Annotated in this window: 13 protein-coding genes and 1 tRNA gene; 8 read left to right on the forward strand and 6 right to left on the reverse strand. The window is 71.1% G+C overall.

Annotation, left to right across the window (positions count from 1 at the left end; genetic code table 11):
* Positions 1-37: 37 nt before the first annotated feature.
* The gene (locus tag ACF1FZ_RS20505) at positions 38-784 is read right to left on the reverse strand and encodes an SDR family oxidoreductase (protein WP_391774815.1); all 747 of its coding nucleotides are present in this window, start codon (positions 782-784) and stop codon (positions 38-40) included.
* Positions 785-1,284: 500 nt separating this feature from the next.
* Here ACF1FZ_RS20505 and ACF1FZ_RS20510 point away from each other — a divergent pair, with 500 nt between their 5' ends.
* Together ACF1FZ_RS20510 and ACF1FZ_RS20515 are read left to right on the forward strand one after the other, a co-directional pair.
* On the forward strand, positions 1,285-1,785 hold the full coding sequence (locus ACF1FZ_RS20510) for a cupin domain-containing protein (RefSeq protein ID WP_391774816.1): 501 nt from the start codon (positions 1,285-1,287) through the stop codon (positions 1,783-1,785).
* Positions 1,786-1,963: 178 nt separating this feature from the next.
* A complete protein-coding gene (locus tag ACF1FZ_RS20515) occupies positions 1,964-2,407 on the forward strand; it encodes an SRPBCC family protein (RefSeq protein ID WP_391774817.1) in 444 nt (147 codons plus the stop codon).
* A 109-nt stretch (positions 2,408-2,516) separates the two neighbouring features.
* On the opposite strand, the gene ACF1FZ_RS20520 is transcribed toward ACF1FZ_RS20515, so the two are convergent.
* A complete protein-coding gene (locus tag ACF1FZ_RS20520; RefSeq protein ID WP_391774818.1) occupies positions 2,517-2,840 on the reverse strand; it encodes a hypothetical protein in 324 nt (107 codons plus the stop codon).
* A 175-nt stretch (positions 2,841-3,015) separates the two neighbouring features.
* On the opposite strand from ACF1FZ_RS20520, the gene ACF1FZ_RS20525 reads away from it, so the two are divergent.
* The 5 genes from ACF1FZ_RS20525 to ACF1FZ_RS20545 all read left to right on the forward strand — a co-directional run bounded on the left by ACF1FZ_RS20525 (position 3,016) and on the right by ACF1FZ_RS20545 (position 8,670).
* Positions 3,016-4,812: an ABC transporter ATP-binding protein gene (locus ACF1FZ_RS20525; RefSeq protein ID WP_391774819.1), complete on the forward strand. Its 1,797-nt coding sequence runs from the start codon at positions 3,016-3,018 to the stop codon at positions 4,810-4,812.
* Between the two features lie 455 nt (positions 4,813-5,267).
* A complete protein-coding gene (locus ACF1FZ_RS20530) occupies positions 5,268-7,265 on the forward strand; it encodes an ATP-binding protein (protein WP_391774891.1) in 1,998 nt (665 codons plus the stop codon).
* 7 nt (positions 7,266-7,272) lie between these two features.
* The gene (locus ACF1FZ_RS20535; RefSeq protein ID WP_391774820.1) at positions 7,273-7,707 is read left to right on the forward strand and encodes a roadblock/LC7 domain-containing protein; all 435 of its coding nucleotides are present in this window, start codon (positions 7,273-7,275) and stop codon (positions 7,705-7,707) included.
* Positions 7,708-7,709: 2 nt separating this feature from the next.
* Entirely contained in the window at positions 7,710-8,081 is a 372-nt protein-coding gene (locus ACF1FZ_RS20540; RefSeq protein WP_391774892.1) for a DUF742 domain-containing protein, read from the forward strand.
* Positions 8,059-8,670, forward strand: a complete 612-nt coding sequence (locus ACF1FZ_RS20545) for an ATP/GTP-binding protein (RefSeq protein WP_391774821.1) — start codon at positions 8,059-8,061, stop codon at positions 8,668-8,670. Before ACF1FZ_RS20540 ends, ACF1FZ_RS20545 begins: the two co-directional genes overlap by 23 nt.
* 589 nt (positions 8,671-9,259) lie before the next feature.
* Here ACF1FZ_RS20545 and ACF1FZ_RS20550 read toward each other — a convergent pair.
* A complete protein-coding gene (locus tag ACF1FZ_RS20550; protein ID WP_391774822.1) occupies positions 9,260-12,286 on the reverse strand; it encodes a ThuA domain-containing protein in 3,027 nt (1,008 codons plus the stop codon).
* Positions 12,287-12,704: 418 nt separating this feature from the next.
* Between ACF1FZ_RS20550 and ACF1FZ_RS20555 the strand changes: the two genes are divergently transcribed.
* Positions 12,705-12,778 (forward strand) — tRNA-Pro (locus ACF1FZ_RS20555).
* 126 nt (positions 12,779-12,904) lie between these two features.
* On the opposite strand, the gene ACF1FZ_RS20560 is transcribed toward ACF1FZ_RS20555, so the two are convergent.
* The 3 genes from ACF1FZ_RS20560 to ACF1FZ_RS20570 all read right to left on the reverse strand — a co-directional run bounded on the left by ACF1FZ_RS20560 (position 12,905) and on the right by ACF1FZ_RS20570 (position 16,278).
* The gene (locus ACF1FZ_RS20560; protein ID WP_391774823.1) at positions 12,905-14,089 is read right to left on the reverse strand and encodes a spore photoproduct lyase family protein; all 1,185 of its coding nucleotides are present in this window, start codon (positions 14,087-14,089) and stop codon (positions 12,905-12,907) included.
* A gap of 308 nt (positions 14,090-14,397) precedes the next feature.
* Positions 14,398-15,282, reverse strand: coding sequence for a DUF2510 domain-containing protein (locus ACF1FZ_RS20565; RefSeq protein ID WP_391774824.1), 885 nt, complete (start codon positions 15,280-15,282; stop codon positions 14,398-14,400).
* A gap of 324 nt (positions 15,283-15,606) precedes the next feature.
* The gene (locus tag ACF1FZ_RS20570) at positions 15,607-16,278 is read right to left on the reverse strand and encodes a response regulator (protein ID WP_391774825.1); all 672 of its coding nucleotides are present in this window, start codon (positions 16,276-16,278) and stop codon (positions 15,607-15,609) included.
* Positions 16,279-16,280: the final 2 nt, after the last annotated feature.

A 16,280-nucleotide genomic window follows, 5' to 3' on the forward strand; every position in this document is an offset into this window, starting at 1 on the left:
GCGAGGCTCGGCGAGCCAGACGGGCGCGGGAGGCGCCTCATCCGGGAGGGGACGCCTCTTCCTGGTGTGACGCCAGCCAGTCCCTGTAGCGCGTGGGGGCGATCGAGGCGTCGCCCCTGCCCGTGAGGACGTCTCCTCGAACGCCGGCGAACATACCGGCGGTGTCGTCCGTGGTGACGGTACGGCTGTCCGCACGGGCCGCGAGGGTGATCCTGCCGAGTTCGTCGAGGGGGAAGACCTCGGGTCCCGCGATGTCGCGGATCCCCTTCAGGGGAGCGCCCGCGGCGACTTCGGCCACCACGTCGGCGACGTCCTGGGCGGCGACCGGCTGGATCGGGACGGCGGGCAGCCGGACGGTGCCACCGTCCGCCGTCCAGCTCAGGACCGCGTCGACGAACTCCATGAACTGTGTGGCGCGGACGATCGAATACGGGACCGGGCCCGCTGCGAGGATCTCCTCCTGGAGGGCCTTGGCGCGGTAGTAGTCCAATGCGGGGACCTGGTCGACGCCGACGAAGTGGCGCACCGCGGCCTTCCCGGCGGCGTCCAGCAGGTTGTCCATCGACCGTCGGAAGAAGGCTGGGGCGGCCTCGTCGAAGGTCGGGGAGTTCGTCAGGTCGACGATGACATCGGCCCCGGCGACCGCCTGCTCCACACCCTCACCGGTGACGACGTCCACGCCCGTGGACCGCGAACGGGGCGCCGCTTCGTGACCGCCGTCGTTCAGTTTCCTGACGACCTTCGAACCGATCAGCCCCGTACCACCGAGCACCGCGAATTTCATGCCAGGCCCTTCCGCCGGCGGACGTCCTCGTCCCTGTGGCAGTTCACCGGTCCACTGAAGCACGCTCTCCTGCGGACTGCACACGCTCGTCCACCGGGCAACGGCCGAAGGACAGCGGGCGGTGGGCCGTGGCGGCGCGCACGTGGGACCGCGCCGGCCGGTCATACGCGGCGGCTCGTACGACCGCTCGCACACCGCACCGCAGCCGTTGCCCCGGCCTGCGGTATGCCGGAGCCCCGCCGTGGTGCCGATGCGAGGGTCACCGGACCGACCCTCTCGGGACGAGCGGAAGCCGGCGCCGGCCGACGGACCCGCACGCTTGGCACATCACCGCGTGGTTCGTCACGGCGGCCCCGGGGCGGAGCGCGGGACAGGACCGGAGCGTGGGACAGGACCGGACAGGCTTGGCCGGAGCAGCGCGCAGAAGCGCAGAATTGGCCCAGTTCCATCAAGGTCGAATGGCTCTCAGCTCTGGGTATGTACGGCCGTAGAGTCGTGCCATGACCGAGAACGCGACCACCTCGTTCCCTCCGGTGTTCACCCGTCACGCCGACGCCGAGACCTGTGCCGACCCGAGCAGCACGATGCGCCTGCTCGGCGAGGCCCGCCACGCCGGCGACGGCTTCACGAGCTACCGGTCCACCTTCGCCGAGGGCGCAGTGGGGGCACCGGCCCACTTCCACACCAAGGCGACCGAACTGTTCTTCGTTCTCGGCGGAGCCCTGCGCGTGCTCGTGGGCGAAGAGGTCACCGTCCTGCGGGAAGGTGACTTCCTGGCGGTCCCGCCCCGCACCCCGCACGCCTTCGCCGCTGCTCCCGGCTCCACGGCGGACGTCCTGTTCGTGTTCGACCGCCACATGGACCGCTTCGCGTACCTGCGCCTGCTCGGCAGGGTGATGCGGGGGGAGGCGGACCCGGGTGAGACCGCCGGGTCCGCCCAGCGCTTCGACAACCACTATGTGGAGAGCGCCGTCTGGCGAGCCGCGCTCGACGCCCCGTGAGCGTCGGACGGTGTCCGGCGGCCGTGAGGCGGGGCTGTGCAGAGCCGTGGTCCGGTGCCGCGAGTACCGCCGGGCGGCGCCCGGCGCGATAGGGAAGACGGGGGACGCGTGCGCTGCCGACGATCGGGTAGTCGGCACCGCAAGGCGTCACCGAGCGAAAGAAGGGGTTGTTCTCCTCATGTCCTCCTCCCTCGTCGAAACTGTCGACATCAAGGCACCGGTCGGTGTCACCTGGGCTCTGTGGAGCGACGTGACACAGTGGCCGAAGTTCCTGAGCCATGTGCGACGGGTCGATCCGCTGGACGAGCGCCGGTTCTCCTGGCAGTTGTCCCTGCCGGGCGCCGACAAGGGCTTCGTCGCGGAGCTCACCGAGGTCGTCCCGCAGGACCGGATCGCCTGGAAGACGATCGAGGGTGTGCACCATGCGGGCGTGGTCACCTTCCACCGGCTCGACGAAACCTCCAGCCGGGTCGCGCTGCAGATCGAGTACGACCCCAGCGGATTCGTGGAGCACCTGGGTGCCCTGACCAACCTCGACTCCGCACTCGCCAATTACGACCTGGGCGAGTTCCAGAAGCTGGCCGAGTCCACGGCGGCGGGCGACGGCTCCAGGGGCCTGTGACCACGGACCGTCCGCCGAGGCGCGGGAGCCCCGCAGACAGCGACCGCCCGTACGCACCTGCGGAGTGCGTGCGGGCGGTCCCGTGTGTCGTACGGTGCGGCAACGGGGATCAGTGCCGTGACGGCGTGGTGGAGCCGGGCGGACGAGCGGCCGGGTCCCCGGTGCCCGCCCCCCGCCCGTGCGGCGCCTCGTTCTGCGGGTGCGCCGCCGCACGGACCGCTGCCTTGCGCGCCGCCGCCTCGCGTGCGGTGCTCAACGGTGCCTGGGTCCACTCTGCGAACCACCAGACGCCGGCCACGACGCACGCCCACAGGAGCCCGCTCAGCACCGCGTCCGGCCAAGAGGCCCGTTCCGCCCATCGTTCCACGGCGGCCAGCACCGCCCAGCCGCTGAGCAGGACGGTCAGAACTCGTACACGCCTATATCTGAACATCCCGGCCCGATACCCGGTCGACGAGGGATTACGCAGTGTGATTCCGAAAGATGTCGGCCAGTTCCGCCGGCCCAGGGGCGTGAACGGCCGACGCGGGTGCAGGTCCCGCCCGGTCCGCCGTCTCTTCCCGCGGACGGGGCTTGTCGGCAGCGCCGGGAACGGGTGGGATGATCCTATGGAGAAAGCGCTTTCATCGCTCGCCGCCGAACCTCAGGCGTCCTTCGACCACCTCGATCACCGCTACCGCGGCGAGAACCCCGTCCGTACCCTCGGACACCTTTTCCGCCCCGACCGTGGCCGACTGGCTCTGGCGGTCGCCATATTCGCCGTGAAGCACAGCCCCATCTGGCTGCTGCCGCTGATCACCGCCACCGTCCTCGATGTGGTCGTCCAGCACGGCCCCGAGTCGGGCATCTGGAAGGCGAGCGGCGTCCTGCTGTTCATCCTCGTGATCAACTATCCGCTCCACCAGTGGTACGTACGGTGCCTGGCCGGCAGTATCCGGCGCATGGGCACGACTCTGCGGTCGGCCCTCTGCCGCCGGATGCAGCAACTGTCCATCGGCTATCACTCACGCGTGAGTTCGAGCGTGCTGCAGGCCAAGGTGGTCCGCGACGTCGAAGCCGTGGAACAAATGGTGCAGCAGAGTTCCGACATGGGTCTCGGTGCCGTCGTCACGCTGACCGGCGGGCTGGTCGTCATCGGTGTGCGCGTACCCGAGTTCCTGCCCGTCTTCCTCGTCGTGGTGCCCGCCTCCGGCTTTCTGGTGATGAAGCTGCGAGGTCGGCTGCGCAGCCACAACGAGTCCTTTCGCCGCGAGGTCGAGCGGCTCTCCTCCCGCGTCGGCGAGATGACCGCCCTCATCCCCATCACTCGCGCACACGGCCTGGAACGGACCGCGCTCGGCCGTGTCGACGGGTCGCTGCGTCAGGTGTTCGCGGCCGGAATGCGCCTGGACATGCTCAACGGCCGTTTCGGGTCACTGGCCTGGGTCATCCTCAACACGCTGGGCGTCCTGTGCCTGACCGGCTCCGCTCTTGTGGCGTACCACGGCTGGATGGCCGTCACCCCCGGAGACGTGGTGATGCTCAGCTCCTTCTTCACCGTGCTGACGGGCTCCGTGACGACGCTGCTGGGCCTGGCGCCCATCCTGACCAAGGGCCTGGAGTCGGTGCGTTCGGCGGGTGAGGTGCTGCAGGCACCGGACCTGGAGAACAACGCCGGCAAAGCACGCGTCGAGAACGTCGTCGGGCGCATCGACTTCGAGGACGTCGGATTCGCCTACGAGGACGGGGAGCCGGCGGTCGACGGGTTCACCCTCTCCGCACGGCCGGGGGAGACCATCGCACTCGTCGGGGCCTCGGGCGCGGGCAAGTCCACCGTGCTCAACCTGCTCATCGGGTTCATCAGGCCCGCCTCGGGCCGCATCCTGCTCGACGGTGCCGACATGGCCGGGCTCGACCTGCGGACCTACCGGCGCTTCCTGTCGGTCGTGCCCCAGGAATCGATCCTCTTCGAGGGCAGCATCCGCGACAACGTCACGTACGGCATGGGGGACACGGACGAGGAGACGCTGATGAGCGCCCTCCGTGATGCCAACGCGCTGGAGTTCGTGGACGGCCTGCCGCGCGGCCTCGACACGGTCGTCGGAGAGCGCGGAGCACAGCTGTCGGGCGGTCAGAAGCAACGCCTCGCCATCGCCAGGGCACTGATCCGTGACCCGAGGGTGCTGGTGCTCGACGAGGCCACGTCCGCGCTCGACAACCGCTCCGAGGCCCTCGTGCAGGAGGCCCTCACCAGGCTCGTGCAGGGCCGGACGGTCTTCGTCGTCGCCCACCGCCTCTCCACGATCCAGGGTGCCGACCGCATCGTGGCCATGGAGGGCGGCAGGATCGCGGAGGTGGGTACGCACGAGGAACTGCTGAGCGCGGACGGTGTGTACGCGGGGCTCCAGCCCGCCCGTCCGAGGTGACGCGAAGCACCGCCCCGAACCGGCTGTTGACAGGAGCGTCCTGACGGGGCAGGCGCACCGGCCGACCGGTGGGCGATGCCGGAGGGGCGGCGAAGGGCGCGTGGCGGGTCACCGGTCCTGCTCGTCACCGCCGGAGATCTCCCGTGTCCGGCGTCTTTGCGGGAGGCGGCCCGACGATCCGCACACGAAGACGATATTCCTGTTCTTTTTCGAGGTTGACGACAGGTGAATTCGGCTGCTCGTGCGAGGTGTCATACCAGAGCGGGACGCCTGGCGGGCAACTTCGACAACTGCACGCCGCGCGCGGGCGATTGACGACTACCGTGTGTTGCCGGTGATCAACGATGGGCTCCTATCGGCGAGCCCGCCCAGCAGTTGACCCGGGCCTGACCGACCACCGTAGGTGTCACCACACGAACGCCGATTCCTGGTGCCCCCATGTACCGAGGACGATGATGTCTCAACTTCGCGCACCCACCGCGCGACCGGAACGCCGCGAAGGCGGACGGCACGGCCGTCCGGGTGGCCGTTCGCACTCGGCCGCGAGCAGGCCGCGCGCCCCGCAGCCCGCTTCCGAAGGCCGTCTGCGACCACAGCTGCTGCGCACCGCCGTCCTGCCGGCCGTGGCCGCCGTGCTCAGCGGAGCCGCGGCCGTCATCTTCACCATCCGGGCCTCCGGGGTGCGCCCGTCCAGCAGTCTCCTGGCGGCGCTCGGCGGATCCGGGGCCCTCGCCGTGGCGGCCGTGGCGGCTGCCTTCCTCGGTGCCGGCCGTGTCGCGAACGGGGTACTCGACCGCGCTCTGACGCTCCGGCGAGCCGGTGCCGAGCACCGCGCCGAGCTCCAGCGCGTCGTGGAGCACCTTCGCGAAGGCGAGCCCCTGCCGGCCCGCCGGGCGGTACCCGCGGCCGGGCCCGGCGCTGACGCCTTCGAACTCCTCGCCCAGGAGACGAACCGCTCCCAGGACGCCGCGGTAGCGGCCGTCGTCCAGGCCTCGCAGCTGTTCCGCGGCAACGGGAACGAGGAGAGCGAACAGAAGGTCGAGGTGTTCGTCAACCTCGCCAGGCGACTGCAGTCCCTCGTGCACCGTGAGATCCAGATCCTCGACGAGCTGGAGCACGAGGTCGAGGACCCCGACCTGCTCAAGGGCCTCTTCCACGTCGACCATCTCGCCACCCGCATCCGCAGGCACGCGGAGAACCTCGCCGTGCTCGGCGGAGCCGTCTCACGGCGGCAGTGGAGCAGCCCCGTGACCATGACCGAGGTGCTGCGCTCCGCGATCGCCGAGGTCGAACAGTACCCACGGGTCAAGCTGGTCCCACCGATCGACGGGACCCTGCGCGGGCACGCGGTCGCCGACGTGATCCACCTCCTGGCCGAACTCGTCGAGAACGCCACGGTGTTCTCGGCCCCGCACACCCAGGTCCTGCTGCGCGCGCAGCGCGTCACCGCCGGACTCGCCCTGGAGGTGGAGGACCGGGGCCTCGGCATGCCCGGCCCCGAGCAGAAGCGGATGAACACCCTGCTCGCCGACCCCGACCAGGTCAATGTCGCCCACCTGTTGCAGGACGGGCGGATCGGACTCTTCGTGGTCGCCTCCCTGGCCCGCAGACACGGCATCGCCGTACGTCTGCAGAGCAACATCTACGGGGGCACGCAGGCGGTACTCGTGCTCCCCGAGATCCTCCTGGGCATCGACATCGATGCCATGACGGCTCCCGGAGCCGTGCCGGTACCGCCGCCCGGAGCCGTGCACCGGCCGCCTGCCCACGACATGTCCTCGGTGACTTCACCGCAAGCCGTGCAGCACCCGCCGCCGCTGGACACGAAGCCCCGGCAGGACCGGCGCCGAGGGGAGGGGCTGCCGCTGCGCGCCGAGCGGGTCGACCGGCCGAACCTCGCCGCACCCCCGCCCGCCGGCGTACCCGTGGAGACCGCCGGGCCCACCCCGCCGGCCGGGCCCGCCGCCGTGCCCCGGCCCGCTCAGGCCCCGGAGCCCGCCGCATCCGTGCGGTCCGTCGCGGACACCGGTGCTCCCGCCGAAGCACCCGCACCCGCTGTGGCCGGCCCCGGCCGCCCGCAGCTCCCCAGACGCAGCAACCAGGAGCACCTGGCCCCGCAGCTCAGGGAGGCCCCTGCTCCACGCGCCGAGAGCAGGAACACCCTGCACGATCCAGGCCTGATGGCCGCCTTCCGGCGTGGGGTCGAACTCGCCGAGGCCCAGACCGCCGAGGATCCGGAAACGGCGGGCGCGTACGGCGTTCCCGGTTCCGAGACCGCTGCCGCGGGGCCCGCCACTACTGTCGGCGCACAGCGGCCCCACGGCCTCGCCCCGCTGCCGCTCCGCGGGACCGGCACCACCTCGGCAGCCGGCGCAGAGCGAGCGAACCCGGGGCACCGGGCACCGCAGCGGCCCGAGCCGGACCCACGAACCGAGAACACCTTCAAGGAGTAGATGCACCATGACGAGCGAAATGCCGTCCGGCCAGGTCGCGGACCTCGACTGGCTGCTGAGCGGCCTGGTCCAACGCGTGCCCCACACGCGCAGCGCCGTCCTCCTCTCGGCGGACGGCCTGGTGAGATCCGTCCACGGCATGGACGCCGACAGTGCCGATCACATGGCCGCCCTGGCCGCAGGCCTGTACTCGCTCGGCCGGAGTGCCGGCGCCCGGTTCGGTGACAACGGCGGCGTGAGACAGGTCGTGGTCGAACTCGACTCGACCCTCCTGTTCGTCTCGACCGCCGGATCCGGCACCTGTCTCGCCGTCCTCGCGAGCCGCGAGGCGGACGCCGCCGTCCTGGGGTACGAGATGGCCATGCTGGTCAAGAGCGTCCGCCCCTACCTGACGACGCCGCTCCGGCAGCCGGCCGGAGCACCGTTCACCCCGGGGCTGTGAAGATGCCGGCCCCGCAGGACGGGCCGTTGCTCGACGACGCGGCAGGCCGGCTCATCCGCCCGTACACCGTGATCGACGGCCGGACGAGGCCGACCACCGTGCTCGATCTGCTCTCCCTGGTGATGGCCACGGGGAGGGAGCCCCAGGCCCCTCTCGGCCCCGAACACACCATTGCCCTGGAGCTCTGCGACGGACCTACGTCCGTGGCGGAGATCGCCGCCCATCTCCGGCTGCCCGCCGTCGTCACCAAGGTCCTCCTGTCCGACCTGGTCGACTGCGGGGCGGTCACCGCACACGCCCCCGCGTTCCACGACATGCCAACCGACCGATCCCTGCTGGAGGCAGTGCTTGATGGTCTACGACGACAGCTCTGACAGCTCCGAATACTTTCCCGTGGCCCTCAAGGTCCTGGTCGCGGGCGGTTTCGGCGTCGGCAAAACGACGTTCGTGGGGGCCGTCAGCGAGATCGCGCCGCTCAGCACCGAGGAGCTCCTGACGCAGGCCGGCGCGGCGACCGACAGCCTCGAAGGCATCGAATCCAAGTCGGCGACCACCGTGGCCATGGACTTCGGCCGTATCACGCTCTCCGAGCAGCACGTGCTCTACCTCTTCGGCACCCCGGGGCAGGAGCGGTTCTGGTTCATGTGGGACGAGCTGTCCAAGGGCGCCCTCGGCGCGGTCGTGCTGGCCGACACGCGTCGTCTGGCCGAGTGCTTCGCCGCCGTCGACTTCTTCGAGCGGCGCGGCATCGGATTCATCGTCGCGGTCAACGAGTTCGACGGCGCCTACCGTTACGAACCGGAAGAGGTGCGGGCGGCGCTCGATCTGCGGCCCGAAGTACCGGTCGTCCTCTGTGACGCCCGGATCGCCAGTTCGGGCACCGGGACGCTGGTCACCCTCGTCCAGCACCTCATCAACGCCACGGCCCCCGCGCCGCTCCCGGCTTCCGGAGCCCGTCCGTGACTCCGTACGGGACGGACCGGTCGCTGCTCACCCCCGTCGGCCAGGACGGACCGCGCCGGAGCGCGCGGTTGCGGAGGCGCGGCCCGGGGAGCGTGCCGGCGCCCCGTTCGACAGCTGCGACGCCTTCGCCCACCGGGTGGCCGAGGTGACCGGTACGCCGTTCCCGGCAGTCGGCTTCGTCGACGGGAACCGGCGGTTCTCCGCGGCACCGCACACCCCGTGCGGAGTGGCCGGCCTCTTCCCGGCCCCCGCGGCCGGGAGCCGCAGCGACCGCCATCCGGCCCGGAACCGCGGTCACTGCCCGTACGTACTGGTACGCCGCAAGGTCCTGGTGCTGGAGGACGCCTGCACTTACCCACGGTTCGCGGGCGATCCGGTGGCCGACAGCACAGGCCTCCGCTCCCACCCCGGCGCCCCGACCACCGGCCGTACGGACACGGTGTCCGGTACGGTCCGCGCCGTGGACGCCGTGTCGCGCCCGGGGCCGGGCCGGACGCGACACCATCAGGCTGCCGGTCCGGGAGGCCGTCGTACAGATCGAGTGCCGTGAGGCGTCGGGCCACCGACCGCGCAGGCGGCGGCTCCGTCGTCACGGCGGCCCGGGCTTCCGCGCCCCCGGCCCGTGGAAGCGCAGCCAGTCCAGGGTGAACAGGTCCGGCTTCTCGCTGCTCCAGGCCGAGCTGGTGAACACCAGGTACAACGGCACGCTTCCGCCGGGGTCCTTCAAGGCGGCTGCCGGAGACACGGCTTCGCCCTCGCCCTCTGCTCCGGGGACGCGCAGCGAGCCGAGGAGAGGGCCCTCAGGGGACCCGGCCCGGAATTCGACGGTTCCGCCGGTACCGCACGGCGTCGCACCGACCGTCACCGACCCGGTGTTTCCCAGGTGCACCGGATCGAAGGCGATCCAGTCGCCGTCCTCGATCTCCGTCAGTGCCCTGCCGCCCGAGGCCTGCGCACGGCTGCCGGCCACGGCTCCGCCGTGTGCGCCCCCGGTCGACGTGAACTGCTCCGCCTCCTGGAACGCCGTGCGCAGGGTGAACGAGGTGGCCCCCGTGAGCTGAGGGGCGCCCGGGGTGCCCCTGTCCGTGTACAGCGCCGTGATCCGGTGGGTGCCGGACGCCGAGGCGTCCCCGGCCTCCGTGACGATCGAGCCCCGGCACCGCGTGGAGCCTGCGAGGCGGCGCAGCACGCCGGTACGGCCGGCTCCTGAGCGTACGAGGACCCGTGAGCAGTCGACCGAAGCGCCCTTCCCGTCCTCGTCGTCCGACACCTCCACCGTGAAGACGAGGGTGTCGCCGGGGCGGAACACCCCTCCGTCCGGCGGCCGGTGGACGGAGATCCGGGGCCGGGTGTTGCCGACGGTGATCTCCTGGCCGGCCATGGCCGTCGTACCTTCGGGCCCGGTCACTGTGAGGCGCGCCGTGAACCGGCCTTCGGCGCGGTAGGTGTACGAAGGGTCCGCCTCCGTCGAGTCGGTGGCGCCGTCACCGTCGAAGTCCCAGGCGTATGTGACCGGGTCGTCTCCGGGAAGCCCGGATCCCGCACCCGTGAAAGCCACCGTGAGCGGCGCCGGGCCGTTGTCGCGATCGGCGGTGACGGCCGCGCCGGGCAGCCGGGCGTCACCGACGTGGTCGATCCGGAAGACTCCGGAGCCCTCGTTGCCGCCGTCGCGGCCCGTGCCGCTGCCGAGTCCCGCATCGATGACGTACAGGGCGCCGTCCGGGCCGAAGACGGCGGCCGTCGGACGCTTCCACTCGATGTCCTCGAACACGCCGTTGACGGACTGGAGTTCACCGGCCCTGACCGGCCCGAACCGAGGATCGGTGAACGTCTGGTCCTCCCGTTGGAAGGAGAGCGTGGTGAAGTGCCGGCCGGCCGGGTCGTACGTCAGCCACTTTCCGGCGAAGTATTCGGGGAACTTGGTGCGGTAGGGGTTCCCCGGGTCGTAGGCGTAGACGGGGCCGCTCATCGCACCGCCGCCGCCCTCGTCGAGGGCGGCCGGCGCGCCGTGGACGGGCGGGGCGCAGTCCGCCGGTCCACGGGCGGTGCGGCCGGTGCAGTACGGCCGGCCGATCCGCCCCGCCCCGGTGATCCGGAAGTGCCCCACCGTGCCGTCCGCACCGGTGTCGGCGGCCAGCAGCGTGCCGCTCGCCGGGTCCACGGTGACGCGGTAGGGGTTCCGCATGCCCATCGCGTAGATCTCCGGGCGGGTACCGGCGGTGTCCGGTCCGAAGAGATTGCCCTCCGGCACGGTGTAGGTGCCGTCGTCCTGCGGCGTGATGCGCAGGATCGCGCCCCGCAGATCATTCGGGGCGCCCGAGGCGAGGGGGAGCGTGACGTCGCCCGAGGCCGCGTACAGACGGCCCTCCCGGTCGAACGCGAGCGAGCCGGAGGGCAGGGTCTCCCCGCTGCGGATGGACCGCCTCCCCGGAAGGGTGAGCAGGACCCTTTCCGACGCGGGATCGACCGTGTCCCCGTCGGCCGTGAAACGGGAGAGAGCCAGCCGTTTCCCCGTCGTGTCGGAACGCAGCAGATAGAGCCAGTTGTTCTTCGCGAAGCCCGGATCCAGTGCGAGGCCGGTCAGCCCGTCCGAACGGGCGGCCGTCTTCGGTGTGTACGCCAGGTCAAGGGCTGTGGAGACCTTCGTCGTCCGCTGGTCGACGACCTCGAGTTCGCCGCTGCGCCGGGCGACGAACACGCGGCGGTCGGGGGCGACCGCCATGTCGACGGGATCGCTGGGACCACCGGCCGCGAGCGGGGTCCGCTGGAAGGCATCGGCCCGGGTCGCGGTGCAGTCGCCCGGCTTCACTCCCGCGGCCCATTCGATACCGCCCAGCAGATGGGCGAGGAAGCCTTCCTCCCGGAAGGCCGAGGGCGCGTGGCCGCCGGCGGTGAACCATGAGCGCCCGCCGTCGTAGTCCTGGCACCATGACCAGGGGTGGTCCACACCCTCGTCGAGGCCCGTGATGCCGTCGCGCACCCTGATCTGCGCGAGGGCGTGCACCGTGGAGACCGGATTGGTGCGCCAGTTGTACCACTCCTCCGTACGCTCCCAGAGGTCGGGCAGCGTCACCGTCGAGGGATGCGCGTGGTCGAGGACCTTGATCCTTCCGGCCTGTACCGGTGTGCCCCGGTCGAGGACCGCACCGACCAGCCCTTCGTACCAGTCCCAGTCACGCATGCCGGCGGAGGCGTCATGCAGACCGACCCAGCCGCCACCGGCCCGGATGTACCTCTGCAGGGCTGTGCGCCCTTCCTCGTCGAGACCGTTCTTCCCGTCCTGTGCGGACGAGGCGTTGTTGAAGACGACCGCGTGGAACCGCTCCAGGCGGGTGCCGTGGAACACGCCCGGGTCATCCGTCGCCTCGACCGCGAATCCGTTTCGGGCTCCGAGTTCCCTCACCGCCTCGGCACCGGCACGGGCCGCGTCCGGGGAGGTGGGCCCTTCCCCGGAATACACCAGCACACGGAAAGCCGCTGCCGGAGGCCTCGGGAACGAAGCCGCAGCCACCGAGCCGGTGATCACGACCAGAAGCGCGAAGATCGTCATGACGGCGATCGACGCCGGGGGGAGAACGGGGGGCGAGGGACTGCTGGGTAACGGTCGGCTGTCCATGAGCGCGCTCCCGGTGCGGTGTGGGGCCGTGCAGGGGACAGAAAGCGCTTTCTGGAAAGCGCGTGGTTCAGCGTAGGTTCATGGCATGGCCGGGTCAATGGGTGCCGGGGCGCGTAGCGGCCCCTCGGTGCCCCGGGCCCGCGTGGGTGCCGGGTGGCCGGATCGGCCGTGGAGCCACATGGCCGACACGTCACGACGTGCCCTGCGGAGAGGGGGGCCGGCCGCGGCCGGAGGGCCGAACGGTCCGGCTCGTCCTGGCCGCGACCGGCGCGGGTGCGCTGTTCGCCGGGGCCCGGTGTCCGGCGCCGAACATGGTCGAGGCGGGGTGGCCGTAAACGGGTTCGTGAGCACCGGTTGAAATGCGGTATTGTTCTCATGCGCGTTCAGCCAGGTGGGAAACCCCAGGTCAGACGGGCATCGGGACGTGGCGCAGCTTGGTAGCGCACTTGACTGGGGGTCAAGGGGTCGCAGGTTCAAATCCTGTCGTCCCGACTGGAGACAGTCGTAGGTGAGGGCCGGTTTCGGAAGTATCCGAAACCGGCCCTCGGCCGTTCTTGGGGCCCGGCCTCCCCGTCGGCCGTTCCGCCCTCGGAGGTGTCGGATCCGCCCTCGGGGGTGTCAGAACGCGTAGCGGATCGGCAGCCACGGAGCATGTGTGCGCACCAGGTGGCGCACCGTCTCCACCGCCGCGGCCTTGGCGGCTTCGCGGTAGCGCACGTTCCAGCTGCCGTTCTGCGAGAGCTTCGCCTGCTGGAGCTCCGGACGCCAGATGGTGTCCTCGGCGCGCGGGTGCCAGGACATGTTGACGTCATGAAGGTCCCGGTTGTGCGTCAGCATGATCACTTCAGCTGCAGCCTGTTCCTTGACCGTGGCCGGCAGGACGTCGTCCATGTGCTGGAGCAGCTGGCCCCAGGCCTGCTCCCAGCCGGGTCTGATGACGACGGGGGAGAGGTTGAAGTGCACCTCGTACCCGGCCTCGACGAAGTCCGCCGCCGCCGCGATGCGCTCCTCGACGGGGCTGGTGCGGATGTCCAGCAGGCGTGAGTCTTCCGGCGGCATCACGGAGAACCGCACACGGGTGCGCCCACGGGGTTCGAGCAGGAGGAGATCCGGATTGACGAATTTGGTCGCGAAGGACGCCTTGGCCGTGCGCCACCGCGAGAAGGCCCGCACCAGGTCGGCGGTGTTCTCGCTGATCAACGCGTCGACGGAGCAGTCGTTGTTCTCCCCGATGTCGTACACCCACGCCTCGGGGTCGCACTGGTTCGGCTCCCTCTTGGGGCCCTGGCCGGCGACGTGCCGGCGCAGTCGGGCAACGATGTGATCGATGTTGGTGAAGACGGTGACGGGGTTCGCGTACCCCTTGCGCCGCGGTACGTAGCAGTAGGCGCAGGCCATGGCACAGCCGTTGGAGGCCCCGGGGGCGATCCAGTCCGCGGACCGGCCGTTGGCCCGGACGGTGAGCGTCTTCTTCTCACCGAGCACCAGGACCGTGCTCTTGATCCGGACCCAGCGTTCGACGTTCCCCCTGTTCCCGTGCAGTTCCGGGATACGCCAGTGGGACTCGATCGGCAGCACGTCGGCCTCAGGGAAGCGTGCGATGACCTGCAGTCCTCTCGGCGAGGCCGCGGCCCCCGGCTCGGCATGGATCTCGCGCACCGAGAGCATCCGGCGCGCCTGCCCGGAGTCGCGGAAGGAGGGCCCGGCGTGCCGGTGGCCCTCGGGCCGCTCGCTCAGGTCCTCGAAACCGAAGAGTCCGTCCTGCACCGGACCGGTGTCGCCGGGGAACTGGGGGGTGTGCATGGCTTCCGCCTCCGGGATGTGTCACGTCACCTCCAACGGTACGAGAACGACGAGAGGTGCGGACGCCGGTGCGGTGGGCCCGGGGTGTCACGGGACGCCGGGCGGAGTCGCGGGCCCGCTGCCCGCACGGGAACCGGGGCGGAGCTGCCGCCGGGAGCGGTTTCGGCCGCGTCTCCCACGGCGGCGCCCGGAACGCGGGCCCGGCCCGACGAGAGCCGCGGCCGGCCTCCCGGGTGCTTCCAGCACCCACGAGAGCGGAGACCGCACCGGGACTGTCCGGTACGGCCTCCGGGGGACGGCCGGATGCCTCAGGCGGTCCGGCCGGAACCGGAAGCCGAGCCGGTTCCTTCCGCTTTCTTGATGCCCTTGGTGATGTCGTCCAGGACCGAGAGCTTCGGTGCCTCGGCGCTGATGTCGAAGCCCGAGCGGACCACCACCAGCATGCTTCTGATGCGGGGAGAGGGAAAGGCCAGCGATTCGACGTATCCGTCGTCGCCGTTCTTCGTCACCACCTTCCAGCGCACCAGGTAACCCTTCTGCCCGGCGACCGTGACCGCCTCGGACTTGAGTTCCTCGTGCGAGGTGATGCCACCGTAGATCTTCTCGCCGTAGGACTCCTCGGCGTTCGCCTCGATGTCGGCCTCCGCCGCGGCCTTCGCCGTGGTCGCCTCGACCTCCAGGGCCTGAGCCGGTGCGGAGACCACCCCGCCGCGCACACAGGTCTGGGCCTTGTCGCCGGGGCAGGCGTGCTCGCCGGTCGTCACCCCGGCGCCGATCGGCCCGGACCGACCGGTCCAGCCATCGGGTACGGGAATGCTGATCCCGCTGGCCGCGTCGGTGGCGTACCCCTCCTCCGTCTGTGGCATCTGCTGGCCCCGGCCGCCGTCGCCGTCCTGCCCGCCCCCGCCCGGAGCACCCGGGGGACGCGGGCTCTCCGAGGGGGCGGTGGCGGAGGTGCCGGTGCGGTCGTCCGGCCTGTCGCCCAGCAGGTAGGCACCGCCACCGACGGCCGCCAGTACGACGATGCCTGCGGCGATGCCCGCGCCGATGCGTATGCGACGGCGCCGGACCGTCGCGGGGGGTATCCGGAGCTGGTCGGTCCAGCGGCTCCCGTCCCACCAGCGTTCATGAAGGGGGCCGATTCCTGAGTGCCCGGGGTCTGGATGCCAGCCGGGCGGTGTCGTCTGGGTCACAGGAGCACCGTAGGCGCACCGCGTGAGAATCGCATGAAACGCACAGCGTGGCCGCAGTCACGTCCTCCGGGCCGCCGGCCCCGGCGAAACCACGACTTCAGGCGCCGTCGTGCGAGTCCGGCCCCGGACGCGCTCGAAACTCCTCGGCGTGGCCTCCGGGCCGGGGAGCGGTGCCGGCAGTCGTGCCCGTTTCTCCACGGCCGCAACAACCCGTCCCGCAGGCGGCGTTCCTGGCGAACGGTCGCCGGGATCCGCCGGTCGTGTGCGGGTGGCGGCCACCCGGCCGCTGCCCGTGCCGGGTGCGCGCATGCGGGGCCCCGGCCCTCACGGTTCGATCAGACCGGCCCGGATCGCGTACCGGGTGAGTTCCAGGCGGTCACGGAGCCCCAGCTTCTGCAGCAGGTTGGCCCGGTGGCGTTCGACGGTCTTGACGCTGATCACGAGCAGGCCGGCGATCTCCTTCGACGAGTGGCCCTCGGCGACCAGCTTGAGGATCTCCTCCTCGCGCTCGGTGATCGTCCGCTCCGGTACGCCGCCGCCGTCCCTGACCCGCTCCAGGTAGTTACGGATGAGGGCGGTGACCGCACCCGGATAGAGGAACGGCTCGTCGCGCATGGCCGCACGGCACGCCTCGACGAGGTCCCGGTCGGCGACGGACTTCAGTACGAAGCCCGAGGCGCCGGCCTTCAGTGCCTCGAAGAAGTACTGCTCGTTGTCGTACATGGTGAGCATCAGGATCCGCAGCTCCGGCATGACCCGGGACAGCTCCCGGGCCGCCTGGAGGCCCGTCATGCGCGGCATGGCGATATCGAGGACGGCCAGGTCGGGGCGCTCGGCGCGCGCCATTTCGACGGCCTCGGCGCCGTCACCCGCCTCGGCGACGACCTGGAGGTCCGGTTCGCCGTCGAGGATCAGCCGCACCCCGCGACGGACCAGGGCGTGATCATCGGCGAGCAGGATGCGGGTCCTCCCGGACCCGGCGGGGGAGTGCGGCATGG

Source organism: Streptomyces sp. NPDC014623 (genome assembly GCF_043088245.1).
Classification (GTDB): Bacteria; Actinomycetota; Actinomycetes; order Streptomycetales; family Streptomycetaceae; genus Streptomyces.